This is a genomic window from Kitasatospora sp. NPDC096077, assembly GCF_040303245.1.
Taxonomy (GTDB): domain Bacteria; phylum Actinomycetota; class Actinomycetes; order Streptomycetales; family Streptomycetaceae; genus Kitasatospora.
Map to the genome: position 1 here is coordinate 61,398 of NZ_JBEOSV010000007.1, position 22,115 is coordinate 83,512.

The 22,115-nt window shown below is 68.0% G+C and carries 17 protein-coding genes and 3 pseudogenes; 11 read left to right on the forward strand and 9 right to left on the reverse strand.

Annotated elements, in window-relative coordinates; genetic code table 11:
- Nucleotides 1-94: 94 nt before the first annotated feature.
- The 3 genes from ABTZ03_RS09500 to ABTZ03_RS09510 all read right to left on the reverse strand — a co-directional run bounded on the left by ABTZ03_RS09500 (nucleotide 95) and on the right by ABTZ03_RS09510 (nucleotide 1,745).
- Entirely contained in the window at nucleotides 95-952 is an 858-nt protein-coding gene (locus ABTZ03_RS09500) for a S8 family serine peptidase (protein ID WP_350512310.1), read from the reverse strand.
- 127 nt (nucleotides 953-1,079) lie between these two features.
- Nucleotides 1,080-1,313: a hypothetical protein gene (locus ABTZ03_RS09505; protein ID WP_350512311.1), complete on the reverse strand. Its 234-nt coding sequence runs from the start codon at nucleotides 1,311-1,313 to the stop codon at nucleotides 1,080-1,082.
- 141 nt (nucleotides 1,314-1,454) lie between these two features.
- Nucleotides 1,455-1,745 carry a hypothetical protein gene (locus ABTZ03_RS09510; protein ID WP_350512312.1) on the reverse strand — a complete coding sequence of 97 codons (291 nt, stop codon included), beginning with the start codon at nucleotides 1,743-1,745 and terminating at the stop codon, nucleotides 1,455-1,457.
- 442 nt (nucleotides 1,746-2,187) lie between these two features.
- On the opposite strand from ABTZ03_RS09510, the gene ABTZ03_RS09515 reads away from it, so the two are divergent.
- Nucleotides 2,188-2,859, forward strand: a complete 672-nt coding sequence (locus tag ABTZ03_RS09515) for a hypothetical protein (RefSeq protein WP_350512313.1) — start codon at nucleotides 2,188-2,190, stop codon at nucleotides 2,857-2,859.
- Between the two features lie 196 nt (nucleotides 2,860-3,055).
- Here the strand turns inward: ABTZ03_RS09515 and ABTZ03_RS09520 are convergent, their stop codons facing one another.
- On the reverse strand, nucleotides 3,056-3,238 hold the full coding sequence (locus ABTZ03_RS09520) for a hypothetical protein (RefSeq protein WP_350512314.1): 183 nt from the start codon (nucleotides 3,236-3,238) through the stop codon (nucleotides 3,056-3,058).
- Nucleotides 3,235-3,549: a hypothetical protein gene (locus ABTZ03_RS09525; RefSeq protein WP_350512315.1), complete on the reverse strand. Its 315-nt coding sequence runs from the start codon at nucleotides 3,547-3,549 to the stop codon at nucleotides 3,235-3,237. The genes ABTZ03_RS09520 and ABTZ03_RS09525 overlap by 4 nt, the downstream gene beginning before the upstream one ends.
- 286 nt (nucleotides 3,550-3,835) lie before the next feature.
- On the opposite strand from ABTZ03_RS09525, the gene ABTZ03_RS09530 reads away from it, so the two are divergent.
- Entirely contained in the window at nucleotides 3,836-4,354 is a 519-nt protein-coding gene (locus ABTZ03_RS09530) for an ATP-binding protein (RefSeq protein ID WP_350512316.1), read from the forward strand.
- Nucleotides 4,355-4,424: 70 nt separating this feature from the next.
- Here the strand turns inward: ABTZ03_RS09530 and ABTZ03_RS09535 are convergent, their stop codons facing one another.
- Complete coding sequence (locus ABTZ03_RS09535; protein WP_350512317.1) at nucleotides 4,425-5,057, reverse strand: hypothetical protein; 633 nt, start codon at nucleotides 5,055-5,057, stop codon at nucleotides 4,425-4,427.
- Between the two features lie 333 nt (nucleotides 5,058-5,390).
- On the opposite strand from ABTZ03_RS09535, the gene ABTZ03_RS09540 reads away from it, so the two are divergent.
- On the forward strand, nucleotides 5,391-5,537 hold the full coding sequence (locus ABTZ03_RS09540; protein WP_350512318.1) for a hypothetical protein: 147 nt from the start codon (nucleotides 5,391-5,393) through the stop codon (nucleotides 5,535-5,537).
- 69 nt (nucleotides 5,538-5,606) lie between these two features.
- Nucleotides 5,607-5,774 (forward strand): hypothetical protein, encoded by a 168-nt coding sequence (locus tag ABTZ03_RS09545; RefSeq protein ID WP_350512319.1) that lies wholly within the window; start codon nucleotides 5,607-5,609, stop codon nucleotides 5,772-5,774.
- A 78-nt stretch (nucleotides 5,775-5,852) separates the two neighbouring features.
- On the opposite strand, the gene ABTZ03_RS09550 is transcribed toward ABTZ03_RS09545, so the two are convergent.
- Nucleotides 5,853-6,350, reverse strand: a complete 498-nt coding sequence (locus ABTZ03_RS09550) for a hypothetical protein (RefSeq protein ID WP_350512320.1) — start codon at nucleotides 6,348-6,350, stop codon at nucleotides 5,853-5,855.
- Nucleotides 6,351-6,735: 385 nt separating this feature from the next.
- On the opposite strand from ABTZ03_RS09550, the gene ABTZ03_RS09555 reads away from it, so the two are divergent.
- The 6 genes and pseudogenes from ABTZ03_RS09555 (at nucleotide 6,736) to ABTZ03_RS09580 (ending at nucleotide 9,955) form a co-directional block, all read left to right on the forward strand.
- Nucleotides 6,736-6,858, forward strand: coding sequence for a hypothetical protein (locus ABTZ03_RS09555; protein WP_350512321.1), 123 nt, complete (start codon nucleotides 6,736-6,738; stop codon nucleotides 6,856-6,858).
- Nucleotides 6,859-6,896: 38 nt separating this feature from the next.
- Nucleotides 6,897-7,178, forward strand: coding sequence for a hypothetical protein (locus ABTZ03_RS09560; protein WP_350512322.1), 282 nt, complete (start codon nucleotides 6,897-6,899; stop codon nucleotides 7,176-7,178).
- 162 nt (nucleotides 7,179-7,340) lie between these two features.
- Nucleotides 7,341-7,811: pseudogene (locus tag ABTZ03_RS09565) on the forward strand (replication initiator); the annotation flags it as partial.
- A pseudogene (locus ABTZ03_RS09570) lies at nucleotides 7,787-8,516 on the forward strand (replication initiator). The pseudogenes ABTZ03_RS09565 and ABTZ03_RS09570, both read left to right, overlap by 25 nt.
- Nucleotides 8,509-8,690: pseudogene (locus tag ABTZ03_RS09575) on the forward strand (helix-turn-helix domain-containing protein). The pseudogenes ABTZ03_RS09570 and ABTZ03_RS09575 overlap by 8 nt, the downstream one beginning before the upstream one ends.
- Nucleotides 8,690-9,955 (forward strand): tyrosine-type recombinase/integrase, encoded by a 1,266-nt coding sequence (locus tag ABTZ03_RS09580; protein ID WP_350512323.1) that lies wholly within the window; start codon nucleotides 8,690-8,692, stop codon nucleotides 9,953-9,955. The pseudogene ABTZ03_RS09575 and the gene ABTZ03_RS09580 overlap by 1 nt, the downstream one beginning before the upstream one ends.
- 144 nt (nucleotides 9,956-10,099) lie before the next feature.
- Here ABTZ03_RS09580 and ABTZ03_RS09585 read toward each other — a convergent pair whose 3' ends face one another.
- On the reverse strand, nucleotides 10,100-10,654 hold the full coding sequence (locus ABTZ03_RS09585; protein ID WP_350512324.1) for a hypothetical protein: 555 nt from the start codon (nucleotides 10,652-10,654) through the stop codon (nucleotides 10,100-10,102).
- Entirely contained in the window at nucleotides 10,651-17,892 is a 7,242-nt protein-coding gene (locus ABTZ03_RS09590) for an RHS repeat-associated core domain-containing protein (RefSeq protein WP_350512325.1), read from the reverse strand. The genes ABTZ03_RS09585 and ABTZ03_RS09590 overlap by 4 nt, the downstream gene beginning before the upstream one ends.
- A 376-nt stretch (nucleotides 17,893-18,268) precedes the next feature.
- On the opposite strand from ABTZ03_RS09590, the gene ABTZ03_RS09595 reads away from it, so the two are divergent.
- Nucleotides 18,269-21,964 carry a ricin-type beta-trefoil lectin domain protein gene (locus tag ABTZ03_RS09595; protein ID WP_350512326.1) on the forward strand — a complete coding sequence of 1,232 codons (3,696 nt, stop codon included), beginning with the start codon at nucleotides 18,269-18,271 and terminating at the stop codon, nucleotides 21,962-21,964.
- The last annotated feature ends 151 nt before the right edge of the window (nucleotides 21,965-22,115 follow it).

Genomic DNA, 22,115 nt, shown 5'->3' on the forward strand with positions numbered 1-22,115 from the left:
GTTCTCCCGTCCGGTGCCCGTAGCAGGAGGGTGACAAGTCGCTGATCTTGTCTCGGGGGCGCGTCCCCGCAGATCGGCGAGGGCGGGCGGAACCTCACTGCACGGGGGCGGATGCAGGCGCAGGCGATGCCGTGGCCGAAGTCAGTGCGAGGTCGGGAGCAAGGACGCCGGCACCGTATCGCTCGCTGTCGTCGTTCGGCGGCCGCGCCGTGTCGCGCAGTTGGGCGACCACGCGCCGGGCGTCCCAGTCGGGGTGCGCGGAACGCAGCAGCGCGGCGGCGGCGGAGGTGTACGCGGTGGCGGCGCTGGTGCCCCCGTCTCCGGTGCAGACCGCGAAGGCGGTGGTGGAGTCGGTGCACCCCCGGCTCCAGAGCGGTATGTCGGCGCCCGGCGCTGAGATGCCGAGTCCGGGGCCCCAGGTGGATGACGGCGACAGTCGGCCGTCGGGGCCGATGGCGCTGACGGCCAGGACTCCGGGGTAGGCGGCCGGGTAGCTGATGGGGGCGCTGTGGGTGCCGGAGTTCCCGGCGGCCGCGACGACGACGACGTCCTTGCTGAGGGCGTACCGCACTGCCTCCTGCCACGGGTCGAGTGGAGCGGGAAGGCCGAACGAGAGGTTGAGGACCTTCGCTCCGTGGTCGGCGGCGTATCGGATCGCTTCGGCGTCGCCCTGGGCCGTGACCTTGGGGCTCGGGGTGACGGCCTTGAGGGGCAGGAGCGTCGCGCCGGGTGCGAGGCCCGGCAGGCCTCGGGCGCCGTTGATCAGTGCGGCCATCATGGTGCCGTGCGACAGCAACTGGTCGTCGTCGGTCTCGGGGGTCCCGGAACTGGTGAAGTCCACGGCCGGCAGGCGCGGTCCGGTCAACGCGGCGTCGGCCTGGACCCCGCTGTCGACCAGGGCGACGATGACTCCCGCCCCTGTGGAGTTCTTCCAGGCGGCGGTGGCGTTCATGGTCCGCAGCGGCCAGGGAAGCTGGGCGGTGTCCGGTGACGCAGGGGTGGACGCCGGGCAGAGCGCGGCCACAAGGGCTGTCAGCGCGAGGATGCGGGCCGTCCCTCGTGTCACGTTCGAATGCCTTCTAGGAGTAGTACTTGTGCATGTCGTCGGAGACCAACCCGGTTCCGTGGTGCATCGACGCGCTGGAATAGGTACTGCGGATCTGAGCCGCCTGCCTCGTGCGCTGCTGCTCGATCGACAAGCCGACCGCGTCATCGGTTTGGGAGCGGCGAAGCCTGTCCCGGCGGGCAAGGTAGGCAATCGTGGCGATGATTGCGACCGCCAGCCCGGCCAATAGCGTGATTACGGTTCCCACAGCTTCCCCCTTTTAATTGATGATCCTAGTCCGACAGGGACGACCGAGAGGACGGAGTGTCTCCGAGCGGAATCGCCGTCTGCCTGCGGGACCCCGGGGCGGGGCGGGCGCAGAGGCCGGTCCCCGCTCCCGGATTGAAGATCAGCCTCGGCCGCGCAGGCCGCCGGCGAACGTCACCGCGCAGGTACGGACCTTGTGGGCGAAGTAGTCATCGCCCCGGTAGCCCTTGTTCCACCAGGACATGACCCCTTCGCAGGCCTCCCGGGTGGGCTGGAAGTAGGTGGTGCAACCGGCGGGACCGTCATAGTCGCAATGGCCCTCGGTGACCGTCTGCGCCGCACTGGCGCTCGTCGCACCTCCGAGCACAGCGGCTGCCGAGACAGCCATGGCAGCCACCACTCGACGTACACTCATCTTCATCTCCCCCTTCATGAAACTCCCTTGACCGGGAACATTCAAAGTTTTACACGAATCATTGCCTGTCGCTCGAAATCTGAGCGAATATTGAGCTTCTGGGATCTCCCCTTCAGAAAGCCTGCTGGCAGGCTGGGAGCACCGCGCGGAAGCAGGCGGCCCGAATCTTGTCAGCCAGTCGCTCTGTGTGGATGTCGGCAGAGAAACAGACAGAAACATGAGTCAGCCGATGAGTCGTAAGGCCGATCCTGCGAATACTGAGCAGGTCTCCGATCGAACCGGCGGCATGGATGCCGTGCCCGCGGTTGTCGTTCAGGCGTGGGTACCCCGGCCGCCGACGCTGATCGCACCGCCGAACACGGCGACCGTGCTCCGGGCGATGTCCGCAGCCGCAGTCACGGACTGTCAGTCCCGGTCGGCAGGATGCCCGGTGACACAGCGACCCGGACTGAGGAGCACCGTGACCACCGGCACCGAGCCGACCGCCCGACCCGTCTTCCAAACCCTCTGGTGCGCCACCGACCTCGGCACGCACCGCCCGTGCGCCAGCACCTACGAGTGGTACGACCCCGACACGTTGCCGCCGCTGGATCCGGCCCGTTTCGACGGCGGGTTCGGGTGGCTCGGCGGCACCGGCCCGGCGGTGCCGGAGCTCGCCGAGCGCCTCTCCGGCGTCGCAACCGAGCTGGCGGGCACCGGGGTGGTGCTGCCCGCCGACTTCACCGCTTTCCACAGCGGCGCCAACAGCCACCGCGCCCTGGACAGGGTGTCGGCCACGTCCTGCTGGACGGATGTCTCCTCGCCGATACCCAGCCCGATGGAGCCCGGCGCCTTCCTGGTCCGCTTCCTGCGCGACCAGCAGGACTGCGTGCTCTGGTACCTCTACCTCCGGCCCACCGGCGAGGCCTTCGTGGTGGCCACCCCACTCGATCTCGAGGACGCGCCCGCGTGGGAGGAACCGGACGTGCCCGTCGACTGGTTCGGGGTCATCGCCCAGTGCGCTTCCTCGTTCGAAGAGTTCGCATACCGCTTCTGGGTGGAGAACCGCCTCTGGTGCGCACTGCACGGGTACGGCGACGAGAGCATGGACGACGAACTCGCCGGATACCTCGCGCACTACGAACGGAACTGACCGGCCGGCCGGAGCGCCGGGGATCGTCACGGCCTGATCAGCGCGGCACGCCGGTGGGTTCCACGTGGTGCCGTCCGCGCAGCCTCACCGGGGTCGACCGCGTCGAGCCCAATCGGGGAATCCAGGTCTGCACGAGGGCCGGATACGCTCACGGTCACGTCAACTCGGTCACGTCCGCGAGTGCGGTGCGGTGCGGTCAGCCGAGGTCGAACTGCCAGTACGCGTGCTCGCGGTAGCCGGGCGACGACGGGGCGACCTCCACCGTGCCAGGCCCTGTCCCACCGCCGGGCTTGACCCGCACCGGCACGGTGCGCTTCTGGTCATCGCCGAGGGACGGCATGAGCGCGGTCACGGACTCGCCGCGGTCCGGGAAGGTCATGCCGGCAGGGAGCCGGGTCCGGGGGTGGCGTAGTCGCCCGCCTTCCCCGCGCGGACCACGATGGGGGCGGTTCCAGGGCTGGTGCCGACGCCGGTGTCCGGGGACATCCCGCCCGGGCGCAGCAGTTCGAGCGCGCTTCCGGCGTGGTCCTTGAGGTACCCGTGCTGGGTCAGGCCGTCCTCGAACTTGGCCAGTGCCATGCCTGCGACGACGAGCGCCGCGGTGAGGACGGTTACCACGATCCCGATGACGGTGGCCCAGGGCATGCCTGCCAAGGTCTGGGGGTGGGCAGGAGCCGGGTGCGTCTCCATGCAAGCCACCGTAGGGAGCGGCGGGTACGAACTCACGAGTGGACGTACTCAATGGCCGCCTGAGTAGCGCTGCTCCCCGGAGCAGGCATGGCGGCGGGTTCAGCACAGCCACCCGGCTTGTGTTTCACCTTCCTGCCGTCGCCGCGACGGGACATGCCCCGCAGCACGGTGGGCCACCACCCGTTACGCGTCCGGTGCGGTCGCCGCGCTGGAGCTTTTCGAGGAGCCGGCCGAGGCGGGCGGGGTCCGGGACGAACTGCTCGGCCTCAAGACGGAGTTAAAGGCGTTGCGGGCGGAGCTGGCGCGGGCGCAGTCGCTCAAGCACGTGGCGGAGGAGCGCTGTGTGCGGCTGGAGGCCCGCCTGCTCGCCGCGGAGGCGACCCTCAGCGCGGGGCGCGCGGCCGGCTGGCTCAAGGCGCCGCAGGTGGAGCCGGAGTCCGTGCGGATGGCCCTGAGTCGGGAGTTCGGGCAACGACTGGACCGGTCGCTGGACCTGGCGACGATCGCGGCGGAGCTGTGCGCTCTGCTGGTCCTCCGGGTGGCCGACTTCGTCTCGGTGGACCTGGTCGCCGGTCTGACGGAGGTGGCACGGGACCGGGTGCAGCTCCAACTGGTCCGGTCGGACAAGCTGCTGGTCGAGGTCAGCGACGACGACCACAACCTGCCGTCGATGCGGCCGGCCGACGAACTGGACGAGAGCGGCCGCGGCCTCATGCTGGTCTCCGTACTCGCCGAGCGCTGGGGCACCGCCCGCAAGGCCGTGGGCAAGGTCGTCTTCTTCGAGCTGCCGCTACCACGGGGGTAGCCGGTATCACGAGAGCGGGCCCCGGCGGGGCAACCGGCGGCCCGCTCTTCCCCGGAACCGACTCTGCGTGTCAGACGACGATCTCGACCGCCTCCATGCGCAGCCCCTGGCCGGTCGTCCCGGCGACGGCGACCTGCTTGGCGGCCGCACACTGGAAGCCCAGCCAACCGTGGTTCTGCACATAGGCATCGGCGCAGATCCCGTTGGTCGCGATGCTGACGGCCAGGGCCTCCATCTGCAGCGACTGTCCGGTCGTCCCGACAAGGATGTCCGTGCCGTCCTCGCCGCACCGCCAGCCCTGCCAACCGATGTTCTGCACATTGGCGTCGGCGCAGATGCCGCCGGTGTTGGTGGCGATGATGTCGATCGCCTGGATGGCCAGGCTCTGCCCCTCGGTGCCGTTGGGCTTCCCGTCACAAACCGGCTTCTGCCAGCCGATGTTCGCCACGTGCGTCGCGTAACAGATATGCCGGAGCGGCGCGTTGGGACTGTCGACCTGCGCCTGCCGTAGCGCCGTGACCAGCGCGCCGTGTACGGCAGGGTCCGCGGCGGGCGGGGCACTCTCCGGACCCGCGGCGGGGGCCGCGGCCGCTGGCAGGCCGCCCGGCGCGTTGGCCCGGGCCGGACCGGCGCCGGTCGCGAAGCTGGTCAGCAACAGTGCGGCAAGGAGCGCCGTGGTGGGGGTGCGGCGGCTTCGGTTCATCGCCGTAGGTCCTTCCTGCGCATCGCGGGCCCACCCTCGACGGGCCCGCCTTGGGGTGTGGACCTCGGAACCTAACCCCCGTTCGACGACGGACCATGCGCGCTCCGCCGCACCCCGGGGAACTTGGGCTGTTCGATACCGGGATGTACGCCGGATGCCATGCCCGCAACCGGTGACGGCGGCGTCGCCTACGCCACTTGCCGAATGTGCGACGTCGCGGAGTGCGCCCCCGAATCCGACAATGCACGGATGTGCTCAAGGACCTCACGGTGCCATCGTGTCGACCAGCTGCCAGCCGTACGGTCCGGGAGCGGGTCGGACAAGGGGGACCGGATGGGTACACGGACGACGGCAGCGCTCGCACTGACCGGGAGCATCCTGGCCGTGACGGCGATGGCGCCTTCAGCGGTGGCAGCGCCCGCACAGTGGAAGGAGGCGAACTACCAACTCCGCTTCATCGATACGCTCCACGACACCTGACACGTCTGCGTCGGCGGCTACAACCAGCGGGAACAGTACGTCGGGCACTGCTGGAACACCCCGACGAGGGTGACCGACTTCTCCGGCTGGTACTGGCACGGGTGCATCCACGTCATCGGCTACAACGCCAACTGGAAGCAGAAGCGGTGGGACCTGCACGTCGGCTGGGTCAACGACTGGTCCCGCAACGGACAGTTCGTCTCCTTCTCCAACGACGACAGCAGTTTCTGCTCCTGACCGAGCAGCCCTGCACACCCACCGGCATCCCTGGGACGCCACCCACACCCCGCCCAACTGCCGCACCTGACAGCGAAGTCACACTCCCACGGCGGAGGATGACGCTGCACCGGAGACGTCCCGAGGCCCCACCACCCCGGCGCCAAGGTGCCCCGCCTTGCCCAACCCTTCCCGGAAGACCGGGAGTACGTCGTACTCCGTGCCACGTCCCGGCATCTCAAGCTTCTTCAGCTGCCCCCCGACGATGTGGGACACCAACGGCACCGGCAGACCATCCGGCCAGAGCCCGGTGCGCTTGCCCTCGGTGAGCACCCGCCGAAAAGCCCCGGTGGAGCCCCGCAGATTGCGACCGTTCGCCTTCAACTCCTCCGCGCCGCACTCGCCTTCACCCTCGACGACCTGCAACAGAATCTGCTGAGCACGGGGCGGAAGCCGGTCATAGTACGAGCAGACCCGCTCCACCGTCCAACGGTCATCGGGCACCGCAGTCACGACGGCAGCCGGCATGGCAGCGAGGGCAAGCAGCTTCTCAAGCACCTCGGGGGTCGGATTCTCCACGGTGATCGTGATCTTCATAGCCGACACCCTTGCAGCCCAGCGGCCCCGAACACAAATAACTCCACTAGACATGCAACAGACATTGGACACGCCTCAGGCTCCGATTCTGCACCGCTCTACGCACACACAGACACACCTGCCCACCCTGATGAAGAGCAGCACCACCGAGCCAGTGGTCGACGAACTGATGGAGAACAACCCAGGCACTCGTTCGCACTCAACGATGTCGCCCCGAACCCGACCCTGGCGGAGAATCCGGCCGACGACTTCACTCCGCCCGGCCGGCGCGCACCAGCCAGACCCACACCGAACAGTCACGTTGCCTCGCCCGCTGATGCGCGATCGACACGTACCTCGGCGAGAGGATCTCACCGCGTTCAGCGAAGAACTGCCACTGCTCCCGGTGGTGATCGACGAGGTCGCCAACTACACCCGACACTCCGATCGCAAGGCCCGCGAACGGTTCGAGGCCCAGTTGCTGGCCATCGCCAGCCAGGGGCCAAGTTCGGCAACCGCCTGTGGCTGATCACCCAAAAGCCCTCCGCCGACGCCCTCTCCACCGCGATGCGCACCAACCTGTCCGCGCGCATCTGCCACCGGGTCGACACCGCCGAGGACTTCCTCCACCTGTTCCCGGACCGCCGGGAGCTTGAAGTCAGCGCCGCCGACCGCGAAATGCTCCAGAGTGTCTCCATCGCCTCGATCGGCGACATGCGCACTCCCGTGCGGATTCGCTCGGTCTACCTGCCCACCGAAGCGTGCTGGCAGATCAGCGACGCCATCTGCCGCGCAGCCCACCAGGTTCGCGAACTGCCGGATCACAGCAACTACGTGAAGGCCGCCTGATGTCCGCCCAGCTGCGCCTCCGCGCCAGATCCCGGCGGGCCTCCGCTGCCCGCAGACCCTCACCCGACAGGGGCGTGACCTTCCCCTTCCGCCCCTTCCAGGGCCCACCCCTCCCATGACTTCCGGCGCGCTCGCGCCGTACCCCAGAAGGGTCATACCCTCATGACGTTCGACGCCACCGGCTCCCAGCAAACTCCCGTGGTCGCGGCCAAGGACCTCGCCACGCTCGGTCCCTTCAACCAGCTCCCTGGCCTGGTCCGCCAACTCACCACCCTCAGAGCGTGCTCCGGCCCCGTCCGCCTCGATGGCCACCGGAGCGAGGTCGACACCGCGACCGGTCTGATCCTGCGACACCTCGACTCCGGCAAGATGCCCGCCGGGTGCCTGCTCGTGCGTTGCGGAAACCGCCCCGCCACCCGATGCGCTTCCTGCGCCGAAGTCTACCGCCAGGACACCTTCCAGCTCATCACCGCTGGCCTGCGCGGCGGCAAGACCGTCCCCGACACCATCGCCCGCCACCCCAGGGTCTTCGCCACCCTCACCGCCCGGTCCTTCGGACCGGTCCACAACCGCCCCACCGGCCCGTCCGGCTCCACGCGCCGCTGCCGCTGCGGCCGCTCCCATGCCGAGGACGTACCAGCGACGCGGCCTCATACACTTCCACGCCGTCATCCGCCTCGACGGGCCCAACGGCAACACCGACCTCCCGCCCGCCTGAGCCACGGTCGACCTGCTCACCGACGCCATCCGCGCCGCCGTCGCTCGCACGCACGCACGTCGCAGGACCCGAACTCGGCAGCAGCGAGGCGGCGTTCGCGTTCGGCAGCCAGCTCGACATACGGCCCATCCGGACCACCGATTTCGACCACGGTGGCCAGATCGCCGAGCGGGCCGTCGCCGCCTACATCGCCAAGTACGCCACCAAAGGAGCCGAAGGAACCGCCGGAACCCTCGACGGCCGCCTACGCCTGATCGGCGAACTCGCCCAGTGGGACCTCCCCGTCCACGCCGAGAAGATGATCCGCACCGCCTGGGAACTCGGTGCACGCCCCGAACTCGCCCATCTCAGGCTCAGGTCCTGCACACATGCTCGGCTTCCGAGGACACTTCTCCACCAAGATCCGCACCTACTCCACTACCCTCGCCGAACTCCGGCAGGCACGCGCCGACTGGCAGCACGCACAGGCCACGCCCCCGGCAACCGGACCCGACGACGCGTCGACGCTCGTCCTCTCGCACTGGGCGTTCTCCGGCATCGGCCTCACCCCCAAACTCGCGCGGCTGGCCTCAGCCGTGGCACCGCCGGCCCAGCGGGCGGGGGTGGCCTCTCATGCGTGACGACGAACTCCTCACCGTCCCCGAAGTCATGGCCGACTCAAGGTCAGCCGCTCTACCGTCTACGACCTCATCCGCACCCGGCGCCTCGCATCGATCAGCGTCGGCCGCGCGCGCCGCATCCCCACCCTGGCTCTCGCCGACTACATCCACGCTCACCTGGAAGAAGCAGCCTGATGATCACACCCCGAAGCTCCCGCAAGTACCGCGCCAACGGCGAAGGCACCATCTACCAGCGCCGCGACGGCCGCTGGGAAGCCGCCGGCTACGTCCTCGCCACCGACAGCAGCCGCAAGCGCGTCCGCGTCTACGGCACCACCCGCAAGGAAGCCGCCGACAAGCTCACAGACCGCATCGCCGCCAGCAACCAGGGCCGACCCGTCGCCGCTGCCAACAGCAACGTGGCCACGTACCTCGGGTACTGGCTCGATAGCGTCGCCGTCCACCGCCTCCGCGAGAACACCCACACCCGCTTCCGCACCTGCATCCGCCTCTACGTCATGCCCAGCCTCGGCCGGAAGAAGATCGCCCATCTCACCGCCAAGGACATCCGCACCTGGCTCGACCAGCTCCGCACCACCTGCCAGTGCTGCGCTCGCGGGCTGGACAACCGGCAGCGTTGCTGTGCGATCGACCGGTGCTGCGGCAAACGGCTGTCCCCGCTCACCGTCACCTACGTGCACTCCGTCCTCAAGTCCGCCCTGGAGCACGCCGTCCGTGAAGACGAGCTGCCGCGTAACGTCGCCCGCAACATCAAGACCGGCACAGCGCGGCCTCGTCGCTTCGAACCGCTCACCGTCGCCGAGGCTCGCCGGTTCCTGGCATCAGCCGAGGGTCACCGGCTGCAGGCACTCTTCGAACTCGCGCTACGCACCGGCCTGCGCAAGGGCGAACTCCTCGGCCTGCGCTGGGAAGACCTCGACCTCGACACCGGCACGGCCAGCATCCGCCGCACCCTCCAACGCACCCGCACCGGCGGCCTCACCTCCCTCCCGACCAAGACGATCAGCTCCGAACGGCGCATCGCCGTCCCCACCGAATGCGTCCACTCGCTCAAGCGTCACCGCGAGCGACAGGACCGCGAGCGCATTGCGGCCCGACATGCCTGGAAGGGCAGCGGGTACGTCTTCTCCACGCCAGACGGCTCGGCCATCGACCCGTCGAACCTAACCCGGCTCTTCACCGCGCTATGCCGGACTGCCAGGCTTCGCCGCATCCGGTTCCACGACCTCAGGCACACCGCCGCGACCCTCCTCCTCGAACAGGGCGTCGAGCTCGTCGTGATCAAGGAGCTACCCGGACACGCACACATCGGCATCACCGCCACCGTCTACGCCCACGTCCGCCTCCGGCTCCAGCGCCACGCCATCGATACCCTCGGCAACGCCCTCCGGGCCACCGAGGCCCCTGACGAACCGCCAAGTGCAGAACCCGTCCACTGACGTTGCCGTCAGAGTTGCCGTCAAAGGCACCTGAAAGGCCCTCCGAGATAAGTCTCGGAGGGCCTTTCATATTCCACGTTTAGGGCGCCAGATCGGGCATCGGCTGGGGCCTTAGACCGCCACATGCGCGAACTGACGATAGCCTCATGACCAACTCAACAACGAGGCTACCCGGCCGAAATACAAGGCGCGCTCCTGATACTCCTCGCGATAATGCGCGAGGCAGGCCAGATAGGCAGGCCTCACCTCAGATCCGGAAGAAATCGAAGAAATGTCACGAGCTTGACTTTCCATCTCCCGCTTACAAAACTCGCCCGGGCCCAAACCGCGAGATGAAACAATATCATCCAGATTTCCCCACGCCTGGGTCGCCATGAACATAAGCCGCCGCGCTCGAGCCGCGGGCTGCTCCTGCTCGAAGTCAATCGACATTAGAGCCAGATCGACAGAAAGGCTCCGATAGTAGTTCGGACTTTCGACATCGTCGCGGTAGGGAAACCTTGCTGAATAGCGCGTTAGCGAGACCACCTGTGGGGCGATGTCGGCACACTCACCCCAGGCCCGCACAAGGGCCCCAAGGTCCCCAGCGCACGGAAAATCGCCAAGCGCCGCCACGGCAAGCAGGCGCGCCGAGCAGAGCAGCCCGAACGCACCGGCACGGTCGAGTGTGTCCAGCGCCTCGTAATTCGGGAAGTTCACCAGCCCTCCCCTGGACGCAGCACAAGTCGCCAGTCCGTATAGCCCATCCTCGACGAGGGCCGAGATCCGATGGCACTTGGAACCATGCTGAACGGCGGGGCCGCGGTTCGTCCGTAGCAGGCATTGCACATGTTCGTCGATGACCCCATTTCCAGTAGCTCGTACCCGCGTTCTTTCATCGCCGACATCAATGTACCCTCTGCATGCCCGACACCATGGATGTAGCTCTCTCCTTGACGCCCGGGCGACGTGCCACCGTAACGCGGATCCCATTCCATGGGCAGTCCGGACTGCTCGGTCGCCACCCACGTTTCAGGACCAGCGTTCGGATCTCCAATCTTCCGGACCTGGGCGACAGCCACCGTTGATTTCGGGTCAGCCCGAAGTCCGTAGAGTTCAACGGCGCGGTCGAGCGTTTCACCGCAATTATGAACGAGAACCGGTGTCGTGCCGGCCAGCACATAGTACGTGTGGGTGTGGTCGATGGTGAGGTTGTAGGCAGAGATTGGGTCGACCTGGTAGTTGCGGACCGACGTGACCCTGACAGCATCGCCTGCGGCAGTCAGGAGTTGGTCCCCCAGGCGAAGGTCGACCGCGTCAACCCACCGTTTAGCGGTGACATCCCAGTATGGGTGGTGCTGGGTCGAGGTTACGGTTACGGCCGATGCGGTGGCACTACTGGTCTCCCCATCGGCTGAGATGGTCAGTTGTAGGTCAGTGAAGTCCTTGTCGTTGGGGGTGATGATGGTCTGCGTGACGCGTTCCGCAGCGGTCTTGCCACTCCCAGGGTTGGTTGCGGTGACTTGGTCGCCGATGGTTAGCTGCTCGATCGGCTTGGCAGTTCCGTCCGCGAGCAGGACCTTGGTGCCGGCTGGGAAGCTGTTGCACGAGCGCCAACCGGTTGGCGCCTCCGGATTAGCGGCGTAAACGTCGCCTACTGCGGCGGGAAGGTATCCCCCTGAAGCCCATTCAGCGCTCATTGGGTCGCCCCCGTTGCGCATCGCCCAGTCTATGTAGGTGTCCATTGGGCCGGGCTTGCCCTTATTCTCGCGGTCGCCCCAGTGGATGATTTTGTGGGCGACGTCTATCGGCCCGATAGCGATCGCGCCAAGCCCGAAAAGGAAGTCCTTATTGTTGCCCTCGTGACCTTCCTTTGAGTTCTTGTTGCATCGGCCGCCGCTGCACCTGACCGCGTACTGCTCACGAACTGTTTTATGGGTTCGCCAGTAGGTGTATGCCGAGTATGCCTCAAAGTCTTCCGTCTTTTTGTTCTCTTTTACGATCTGGTCGTAGTCACGTCCCGTGCCTGTCGGCGTGATGCCGCCGGTGCATGCGTACATGCCGTTGCCGCACTCTTCGAAGTGCTGGCCTGACGGGTCGGCGAGGTTGACGGGGTTGTTGTTGCTGTAGGCGTAGGCGTTCCACTGCTGTGGGGACGCGAGGTCGATGATCGGGTCGGGGTTGAGGAATCGGCCGGTGGTGGGTTGGTATTCGCGGGCGCCGAGGTTGGTGAGGCCGGTGGCGTCGTCCTTGGTTCCTCCGACGAAGCCGTGGTCGCCGGCCCAGGTGGTGGGCTGGGTGCCGCGGGGGTTGCCGAAGGGGTCGGAGGGACGCCGGGTCTCGGTGAGGGTGGTGCCGTCGATGGCGAAGGTGCCGGTGCCGTGGTGGTCGGCGATCTGGTAGGTGGAGTTGCCGCCCTGGCGGACCAGGGTGATGCCGCCGGGGATCTGGTAGGAGCGGATGCCGGTGACGGTGGGGGGGTTGGCCGTCGTGTCGTAGACGAGTTCGTCGCCGCCGAGGTTGATGGTGGTCTTGCCGGGGTCGCGGCGGATGAGCTGGTTGCCGCCTGCGTCGTAGAGGTAGGTGGTGGGTCCGGCGGTGCCGGTCTTGCTGTAGGAGGCGAGCTTGTTCTCGCTGTTCCAGCCGAGGGTGGCGGTGCCGGAAGTGTCGGTGACGGCAGTGGTGTTGCCCACGGCGTCGTACTGGGCGCTGCTGCCGGTGGCGCCGGTCGGCCCCGTGCTGGTGGAGCCGGTCAGGGCATGCGGTCCGCCGGTTCCGCCGCCGGTGTTGGCAGCGGTAGTCGGGGTGTTGACCGTCCCAGCGGCCGGGAAGGTCTGGTTGGTGGTGGTGTCCTTGGTGGTGTCACCGGAAGGGTCGTGCTGGACGAGCTGGGTGCGGTTGCCGGTGAGGTCGTAGCCGTAGCTCTGCCAGTATGCGGCAGGTCCCCCGACGGTGGTCCTCAGCGGAGCCTGGGCGCCGCTGGTGGGCGATGAGTTGGCGCAGGCGCCGATTCCGCCGACCGTGGGCTGGGCGGCCTGGGTGAGCGTGCCGGTGTCCGTCCAGGCGGTGGTGAGCCGACTGAGGTAGTCATAGCCGAAGCACTGGAGGTCAGTGGACGACGGGGTGTTGTCCGGGATGTTCCGGATCGCCGTGAGCTGGCCGGCCGGGTTGTAGGTGTAGGTGAGCTGCTGGACGGCGCCGGTGGCTGCGGTCTGCTTGTCGACGAACTGCTGTAGGGGGCGGCCAGTGGATTCGTCGTAGGTGTTGGTGACCACTATCTGGGTGCCCCAGGGGTTCACCGTGGAGCGGATGTTGCGTCCGTAGGCGTCCCAGTCCGAGGACAGGTCGTAGGTGACGCTGCCGCCGAAGGTACTCAGCGGTCCGTTGGAGTCATAGTGGTACTGGACGGTCTCGCCGGCGATGTCACCCACGGTGGAGCGACTGTCTTTGGTCACGGCGCCGGTCGTGGGGTCGTACTTCGCCTGGTAGGTGTAGGTGAACGGGGTGGCGCCCTGGCCGATCTCGGTGCCGGGGATCGTGATGGTGGTCTTGGTCGGGTGGTAGGCGGTGTCGTAGGCCAGCACGGAGCTGGTGTAGGTGATGCCGGAGGCTCCGTTGACGTAGCGGGTCGAGGTGGCGGGCTTGCCTGTGACGACGCTGTCGTAGGTGAAGCCGGTCAGCTGGTTGGCCGGCGCGACCGTACCGGAGTAGGTGCCCGTCACGCGGCCGAGCAGGTCGTAGGTGTAGGCGATGGTCTGCCCGCGCGCGTCCGTGGCGGTGGCGAGACGGCCTGCGGTGTCGTAGGTCTTGGTGCTGGTCCCGGTGTCCGGGTCAGTGCCTGTGATCTCTCGGCCGCGCTGGTCGTAGCCGTGGGTCCAGGTGTTGCCTGCGGCGTCCTTCTGTGTGGCCAGGTGGCCGTCCGGGTTGTAGGTGTAGGAGGTGATGTCGGCGTCGGTCGGGTTGCCGGTGGCGGTGGTGGTCTTGTACTGCCAGAGTTGGGTCGTGTGACCGCGTGCGTCGGTGATCGTCGAGGCCGGGGTGGCGCCCGCGGGCGGTGTGACGTCGGTCCGGTCGACGCCGGGGTAGGCGGTGGTCGTCGTGGTCTGGGTGACCCCGTAGGCGACGAACTGCTGGGTCACCGGGCGCCCGAGGCCGTCGTAGACGTTGTAGGTCTGGCCCGGGACCTTCTTGGTGTCGGTGTCGAACGACGTGGTGCTTGGCGCGCTGTCCTTGTTGTACCAGGGGCTGTTGGCCCGGGTGACGCGGCCCTGAGAGTCATACACCGTGTCGGTGATCAGCCGGCCGTTGTAGGCGGAGAGTGCCGGGGTCGCCTGCGACTGGACGGTCCGTCCCTCACCGTCCATGATGTCGATCTTGACGGCGTAGGTGTCGTTCGCCTGCTGATTGGGGTTCGCCTGTAGGTCGGAGGTGGTAACGGTCGGAGGCATGGCGGCGCCGTTGACCACGCCAGGGAGTGTGTAGGTGAAGGTCTTGTTGGCGCCGGCCTTGGTGTCCCGGCCTGGCAGCCACAGACCGGTCGCGCGGCCGAGCTGGTCGTAGGCCTCGGTGGTCGTGCGGCCGTTGGTGTCGGTCGCCGTCAGCGGTAGTGCGCGGGCAGTGTCGTACGTGGTGGTGGTGGTCCGGCCGTTGGCCGCGTCGCTCGCACCGGCGGGGGCCGGGCTGGTGACGGTGACGCTGTTGGGCAGTTCACCCGCGTTGGCCGCCGTGTAGGCGGTGGTGACGGTCGCGCCGTTCGGGTGCGCGCTGTCGGTCGCGTTGGGGTCAGTCGCGGCGGTGATGCGCCCGTAGCCGTCGAACGTCGCGTTCGCCGCACTGAACTGCGGTGTCCCGGACGAGTCGAAGTGGTCGAGAGTCAGTGCGCTGGTCGCATCGTGCGCTGCGCCGAGCTGTCCGAAGGCCTGGCCGTCGTACAGGGTCCGGGTCCAGGAGACGGTGTTGGACGCCGTGGCGGTCGCGGTGCACGCGTTGGCACCGGAGATCGCAACGGACTCAGAGGCCACCTCCTGGACCTGCGGGTCCGGTCCGGCGGCGTAGCCGGTGCGGGTGCAGATGTCCGGCAGGCCGTCTGCGCTGTTGAGGGAGGTGCTGACGCGGTTGCCGTGCGAGGGGTCGGTTGTCGTGGTGGTGGTGCCGGCCTGCCAGGTCCCGTCGGCCTTGAGCGACTTCGTCGTGCTGGCCGTTGTCGTGGTCGTGTACTGGGCGAGGAGGGCGGGCATTCCACCGCCCTGGTTGTGGGTTGCGGTGGTGACCGGGCCGCCGCTGAGGGACTTCACCGTGTAGCCGGTGATGGTTCCGGTGGCGTCGGCGCTGGTGTAGGTGTCGGTTTCACGGGTCTGGCCGGAGAGCCAGTCGGAGTCGGTGGCCCCGCCGCCCATCGGGCCGGCGGCCTGGACGCTTCGGCTGGTGCCGTTCGCGAGGACGTCGCCGTCCATGCCCTGGTAGAAGGTGGTCGACTTCTTCGACTTCGGCCCGTCGTTGCCGCTGCCGGACACCTCGGTGACGGAGGCGTAGCCGCGGAACTGGTCCCAGGTGCGGTTCTTGTCCTGGGTCGACGGCGAGTTGGTGCGGTGCCAGGCGGCGTTTCCGTAGGTGTAGTCGGTCTCCATCGGAACCGAATGAGGAGTGCCCGGGTCCACGGTCACGCTGGCGACCGGGTAGCGCAGGAACCAGTCGTCCACGGGCGCCGCGCCAGCGACCGAGCCGGGCGGGTTCCACTTGACGTTGTAGCAGGAGAGGGTGTCACTGTCGGCGGAGGCCGGCATGACGTTGTTCTGCCGTGAGCAGCCCGCGGGGGCGTAGTTGACGCCGATGGTGCTGCCGGTCTCGGTGGTGATCACCTGGATGCGGGGCCGGTTGTAGGCCGGCGGTGCGGGGACCAGGTTGGTGCCGTCCACGCGGTTGGGCAGCAGCTGGGAGGTGAAGGACACCGGGGGCAGGGTGATCGAGTTGCCGGTGGCCTGGGGGTCCTGGCCGGTGCGCTGGATGGAGGCTAGCCAGGGGACCTGGGTGTTCTCGGTGGCGTTCTGCACGTTGATGAACGTGTGGTTGAGCGCGTAGGAGTCCACGGTCTGGTAGCTGCCGTTTACCTTCACCTGGGTGGCCAGAGAGGCCAGCCACTTGGTGGTCCAGTACGTCGGACCATAGACGGTGCAGGGGTTGATGGCGTCGCACTGCTGGTCCAGCGGGACGTCGGGCCAGTTCGCCGCGTTGGCCGCGGTGCGCTGGGACGGGTCGCAGGCCGCGGTGGAGGTGACGCATCGCTCGGAGCTGTTGAAGACGATCTTCGCGGCGGGCTGGTAGGTGCCGTTGTTGTTCAGCTGGTCCGAGAGGAGCTGGCCGTAGCCGATCGTGGCGGGCACGCCGGCGCGGGTGTAGGCGGCGGGGGTGCCGTTGCCGTTGTTCTGGGCGCCGCCGCGGGAGTAGTAGTTCGTCTCGGGCGCATAGGTGTAGGTGGTGAGGTTGCCGTGCGGGTCCACGACGAAGTCGAGGTTCCAGCGCCAGGCGCTCTGGCACCACGAGCCCTGGCCCTTGGCCGGGTCGTAGCACGGGTCGCCGCTGTTGGGCGAGTAGACCGGGACGGTCCACGCCGAGCCGCTGTCCGCGCCGAGCGTGGTGGGGTTGCCGTTCGCGTCCGGAACGTGGTTCAGGCCGAAGTAGGACACCGTGCCACCGGTATCGGTGACCTTGATGTAGGAGCCGTTCCAGGTGCCGTTGGTGGCACCGGTCAGGAACTGGATCTTGGTGCCGTCATCGTCCTTGAGGCGCCAGGTGCAGGCCGACTGCTCCATCGCCGCCGGGGCGTTGGACTGGCAGGAGGCGTCGTCGGGCACCAGCTGGCCGGAGTGGCCTCCCAGTGACATGGTCAGGTTCGCACCGCCCCAGCACTGGTCACCGGAGTTGGTGATTCCGTCCAGCGAGCAGGGCTTGTAGGACCGCTCGATGAAGCCGGCGCCGAGGTCCCAGCCGTCGCCGATCCAGGAGGCCTGGGCGTTCGTCGACGAGGTCAGGCCGTCCACCGACGCCGAGTCGTAGGACAGTGACACCTTCGGAGCCGAGCCGGCCAGCGCCGGTGGCACCTGCACGGGATATCCGTAGGTGAACGCGCCGGACGATCCGCCCGCGGTCCAGCCCTGCGAGACGCCGAGCGGGGTCGCCGCGTAGGTTCCGGCCCCACTCGACGCCCCGGACACCACACCGACCGTCGTGGAGGTGGTGGTGGAGCCCGCATAAACCGCGCGGGCCGTGCCGGAGGCCTCGGTGGCGGTCTTGGTGGCCGGAGTGATCGAAGACTTCGCAATGCCTGTTCCGGTCAGCGGGACGTCGGCGACGAGCTTCTTCGTCGACGCGTCGTAGTGCGACTCCAACGGCGTCTGCTTCCGGCAGTCGGCGGACTGCGGCGTCGTCGTCGCACACTCCGGCAGGACCACCAGGTGGGCCCGGGCAGCCCAATTCGCGCCGAACGCGGCGTCCAGGTTGGATGCGTCGACGCCCAGGCGAACCGGTGCGTCATCACCTGAGCCGGGGCGGGTGAGGGTCACCGCCACGCCGGGAATCCCGGCAGCCGCCGAAGCCTTGCTGTCGGCCACATCGACCTGGATCGTCTGCCCCGCGGCCGAGGAACCGGCCAGCGGTGCGATCGTGACCGGGAGACCTGAGGCCTTGGCCTCGGAACCGGCCTGCGGCTTCTCGCCCTCGCCCAGCGGGTGTGCATCGGGTGCGGATCCGAGCGTCACCGTCGTGTGACCGACCGGAACCGCTTTCGAGTCCTTCGGTGGGGTCCATGTCGGCGGCACCGGGTGCTCCGGCTTCGGGACCGGAACCGGCGCGGCGTTCTGCCCGGCGACCGAAGGCGTCTTCGGCAGCGCGGTGTTCGGCGGAGACCACTTACGTGAGTAGTCCGGCCCATCGGCTGCCGCGGCGAGCGGCAGGGGCGCCAACAGCGAACCGATGACGGCGGCCGTTGTGACGGCCGCGAGCCGTCCGCGCAGTCTCCCCCTCCTGCCCTTTACCCTCTCGGAGCCTGATCGTTGTATAAATGACACGCTTTCACGTCCCCCAAGTATTAAAGCCCCCTGCGAATGCGGGAGGCGCATCCTGCATTCGAACCGCCGAATGCTAGCGAGACTTGACATTGGATAGTCAAGACTTATCCCCTCGTGAGGCTTCTCACGGAGGTCCACGAATCGACCATTTCGACCCAAGCCGGGACTTCGTCATCGAATTTGAGTTGGCCAGTGTCAGTACGTCCCCCTACCGTGCCTCTGGCCTGTGTCCATGCAGGTCATCCGTGTTCTTTGGGGGGAGTTTCCCGTTTTGAACAGAAAGCGCCGCTACAACGGCGTGCCGCTCAGGGCATTGACTGCGGCGGCCGTTCTCGCACTCACCACTGGCCTCTCTAACCTCTCTGGCCTCACCGCTCACGCCGCCGACGCACCGTCAGTACCTTCACAAGCCACGATCGACGCCACCACCGCGCAGAAGTCGCAGGAACGTCCGCCCGCGAACGCAGTCGAGCAGGCCATCGCCCAGGCCAAGGCCACACAAAAGAACGTTCCGGTCGACTCGCTCACCACCGAGTACAGCGAGACCGTCGCCACCCCTGATGGCCACCTCGCGCTCACCAGCCACCTGGAGCAGCAACGGGTGCGCCGAGGCAGCGCCTGGCAGGGGCTGGACGCCACCCTCGTGGCCAACCCGGACGGCACCTTCTCGCCGAAGTCCGCGGCCGGGCAGGTGGCCCTGTCCAAGGGCGGGGACGGCCCGCTGGCGACCATGACCAGTTCGGACGGGAAGAAGCTCGCACTGTCCGCCCCGTTCGCGCTGCCCACGCCCACCGTCAGCGGGGACAGCGCGGTCTACCCGTCCGTCGCACCCGACATCGACCTCAAGGTCACCGCCACCAAGCTCGGCGGCCTGACCACCGTCCTGGTCGTCAAGACCCAAGCCGCGGCGGCCAACCCGGCCCTGAAGAACCTGCACTTCGGGACCACCCTCGACGGCGTCACCGTCAAGAGTGACGAGCACGGCAACGTCACCGTCGTCGGCACCGACGGCAAGCCCCGCTGGGTCTCCCGCACCCCGCAGATGTGGGACAGCAGCACGCCTCCCGCCGCACCCGCCCCGAGCGTCCCCGCGCCCGTGACGAAGACCGCCTTGACCTTCCGAGCAGCCACGGCAGACACGCCCGCTCCCGCACCGACCGATGCGGGCCAGGCCCCGACCGCCGGCTCCGACACCGGCCCCGGAACGGCCTCCAAGGTCTCCACCATGCCGGTCAAGGCCGACAACAACGGCATCGACCTCACCCCCGACCAGGACCTCCTGGCCCACGGCACCGCCCCCTACTACATCGACCCCGACTACCTGCCCTGGACCCTGACCGGCAACTCCTGGACCTGGGTCCAGTCCACCCACGACGGATCCAACAACTGGATGCACCAGGGCCCCGGGAACGCCGACCACCCGGGCGTCGGCAAGTGCGGCTACTACCCCCACGGCGGCAGCTGCTCACCCGCCGACATCGAGCGCAGCTTCTACCAGTTCGACATCAGCGCGCTCGGCGGTACGGTCATCCACTCCGCGACGATGACCATGCAGGAGTACTACTCCGCCGACCACTCCTGCACCAACAAGTACCCGCTCAACCTCTACGTCACCAACGGGCCGATCGCCTACGGCACCACCTGGTCCAACCAGCCCGGGCAGCAGGGCGGTCAGCTCGGCGACACGGCCCTGGTCGGCGGCACCGGACAGCCGGACTGCCCCGGCAGCGTGCCGTTCAATTTCGACATCACCGGCGCGATGAAGCAGTACGTCAACTACGGGCAGCTGACCTTCGGCCTCTACGGCGACGAGAGCAACCAGAACGCCTTCAAGCGGTTCACCTACCAGCCCGCGCTGTCCGTGATGTACGACCGGGTGCCCAACGTGCCCACCAACCCCGGAGTATGGCCGGCCCCCACGACGGTCAGCCCCGCGGCGACGAACCAGTCCTGCGGTGACGGCAACGCCAACGACTGGGCCTGGCTCGGCGCCGGCTCCGCCCAGAACAACGCCGTCTGGCTCAACGCCACCGTCACCAGCCCCACCCAGGCCCAGGTCAAGACCTGGGACCACATCTGGGACTACAACTCCTCCAACGGCGCCAGCGGCGACACGCCCTACGTCAACAGCGGCGGCACCACCAGCTTCCAGCTCCCCGCCGGCCTGATCCAGGACGGCCACGCCTACGGCTACAACATGCAGGCAAAAGACGGCCTGGACGACACCCCTTGGTCCGCCTCCACACCGAACTGCTACTTCAAGGTCGACCTCACCCCGCCCACCGTCACCTTCCCCACCACCGTCACCGACACCGGCAAGCAGTTCCCGCCCAGCGGCAACGGCCAGACCCCCCAGCTCTACGCCGGCCAGAGCGGCGGCATCCCCTTCACCGCCACCGACCCCAACCCCAGCGGCGGCTACACCTCCGGCGTGGCCTGCCTGCGCTGGAGCTTCGACCCCCAACTCGTCGACTCCACCTGGCAGTGCGGCAGCGCCATGCCCAGCGGCCAGATCCAGGTGACCGCCGGACGCTGGGGCACCAACGTCCTCTACGTCCAGGCCGAGGACAACGCCGGCAACCTCTCCCCGGTCGCGCAGTACTCCTTCTACGCCCCGTGGAACCCCAACAGCCCCGCCCCGACCTTCGGTGACGTCACCGGTGACGCCCTGCCCGACATCGTCACCGCCGACCCCAACGGCGACCTGCGCGCCTACAGCACTCCCGCCACCGGCGGAAAGGCCCCGCTCGCCGCCCCGAAAGTCAACTCCCCCGGCCACGACTCCTGGGCCAACTACCGCACCACCCACCGCGGAAGCCTGCGCGGCGGCAACAACGTCGACGACCTCATCGTCCACAAAGACGGCGACAGCACTCTCAACTTCTACAAGAACCCGGGCACCACAGCCATTGGTGTCTTCGACAGCAAGATCCCACTGGCCAAGCCCGCCTGTGACCCGAAAGTGACCGACTGCACCGGCTACAACGCCGCCAACTGGTCGACTACCCTGCAGATCGCCGCCAGTGGCGACCCCAGCACCAGCAAACTCGACACCGGCAAGAAGTTCATGAACCGCACCGGCCTGTTCACCGTCGAGACCAGCCCGGACAGTAACGGCGCCCTCTGGTTCTACCCCACCTACCAGGACGCCACCTTCGGGTCGCCCATCAAACTCGCGGCCACCGGCTGGAAGGACTGCGACCTCATCTCCCCCGGCGACTGGGCGAACCAGGGCCACCCCGGCCTGTGGGCACGCAATCGAGCCAACGGGGACCTGCGCGGCTACACCTTCACCACCATCACCGCCACCGTCACCGACGACTTCGGCAACACCACCAGCTACCCCACCATCACCGGCATCGCCACCGACACCAAGATCGGCTACGGCATCACCAGCGCCAACTGGCCCGTCGTCGGCTCCGACGGCGACCTCACCGGCATCGGCTCGCCCACCCTCTGGGCCCTGACGCCCAATGGCGTCATCCAGACCTTCACCGGCCACGCCACCACCACCGACCCCTACTACACCTGGACCAACGGCTGGACCAACGCCCTGAGCGTCTACGCCGAGAACAGCCCCGTCGCCTACACCGCCCAAGCGGGCAAGTGCATGGACATAGCCAACGCCAGCAACGCGAACGGCACCGCCGTCCAGCTGTACGACTGCAACGGCAGCGACGCCCAGAAGTGGACCTTCGAGCCGGACGGCAGCCTCCGGGCCCTCGGCCACTGCCTCGACGCCACCGGCCGCGGCACCGCCAACGGCACCCAGCTGCAGATCTGGGACTGCGGAAACGGCGCGCCGCAGCAGACCTTCGTCCCCCGGCCCGACGGCAGCCTCTACAACCCCGCCTCCGGCCGCTGCATCGACCTCCCCGGAGGCACGGTGACCAACAGCGCCCGACTCCAACTCTATGACTGCAACAGCAGCCCGGCCCAGAAGTGGAATGCCCTGGTGCGCAGCTGAACTCCCCGGCGTTGAGCTGACCGAAGAGGTGCCCCTGCCCGAACGTCGGGCAGGGGCACCTCCCGCATAGTGGGCTGGGCTTCGGCGTAGTCGGATGGCGTCCGGTTTGTGATCGTCGGAGGGCCGGAGAGTGCAGCTCGGAGCGCCGAAC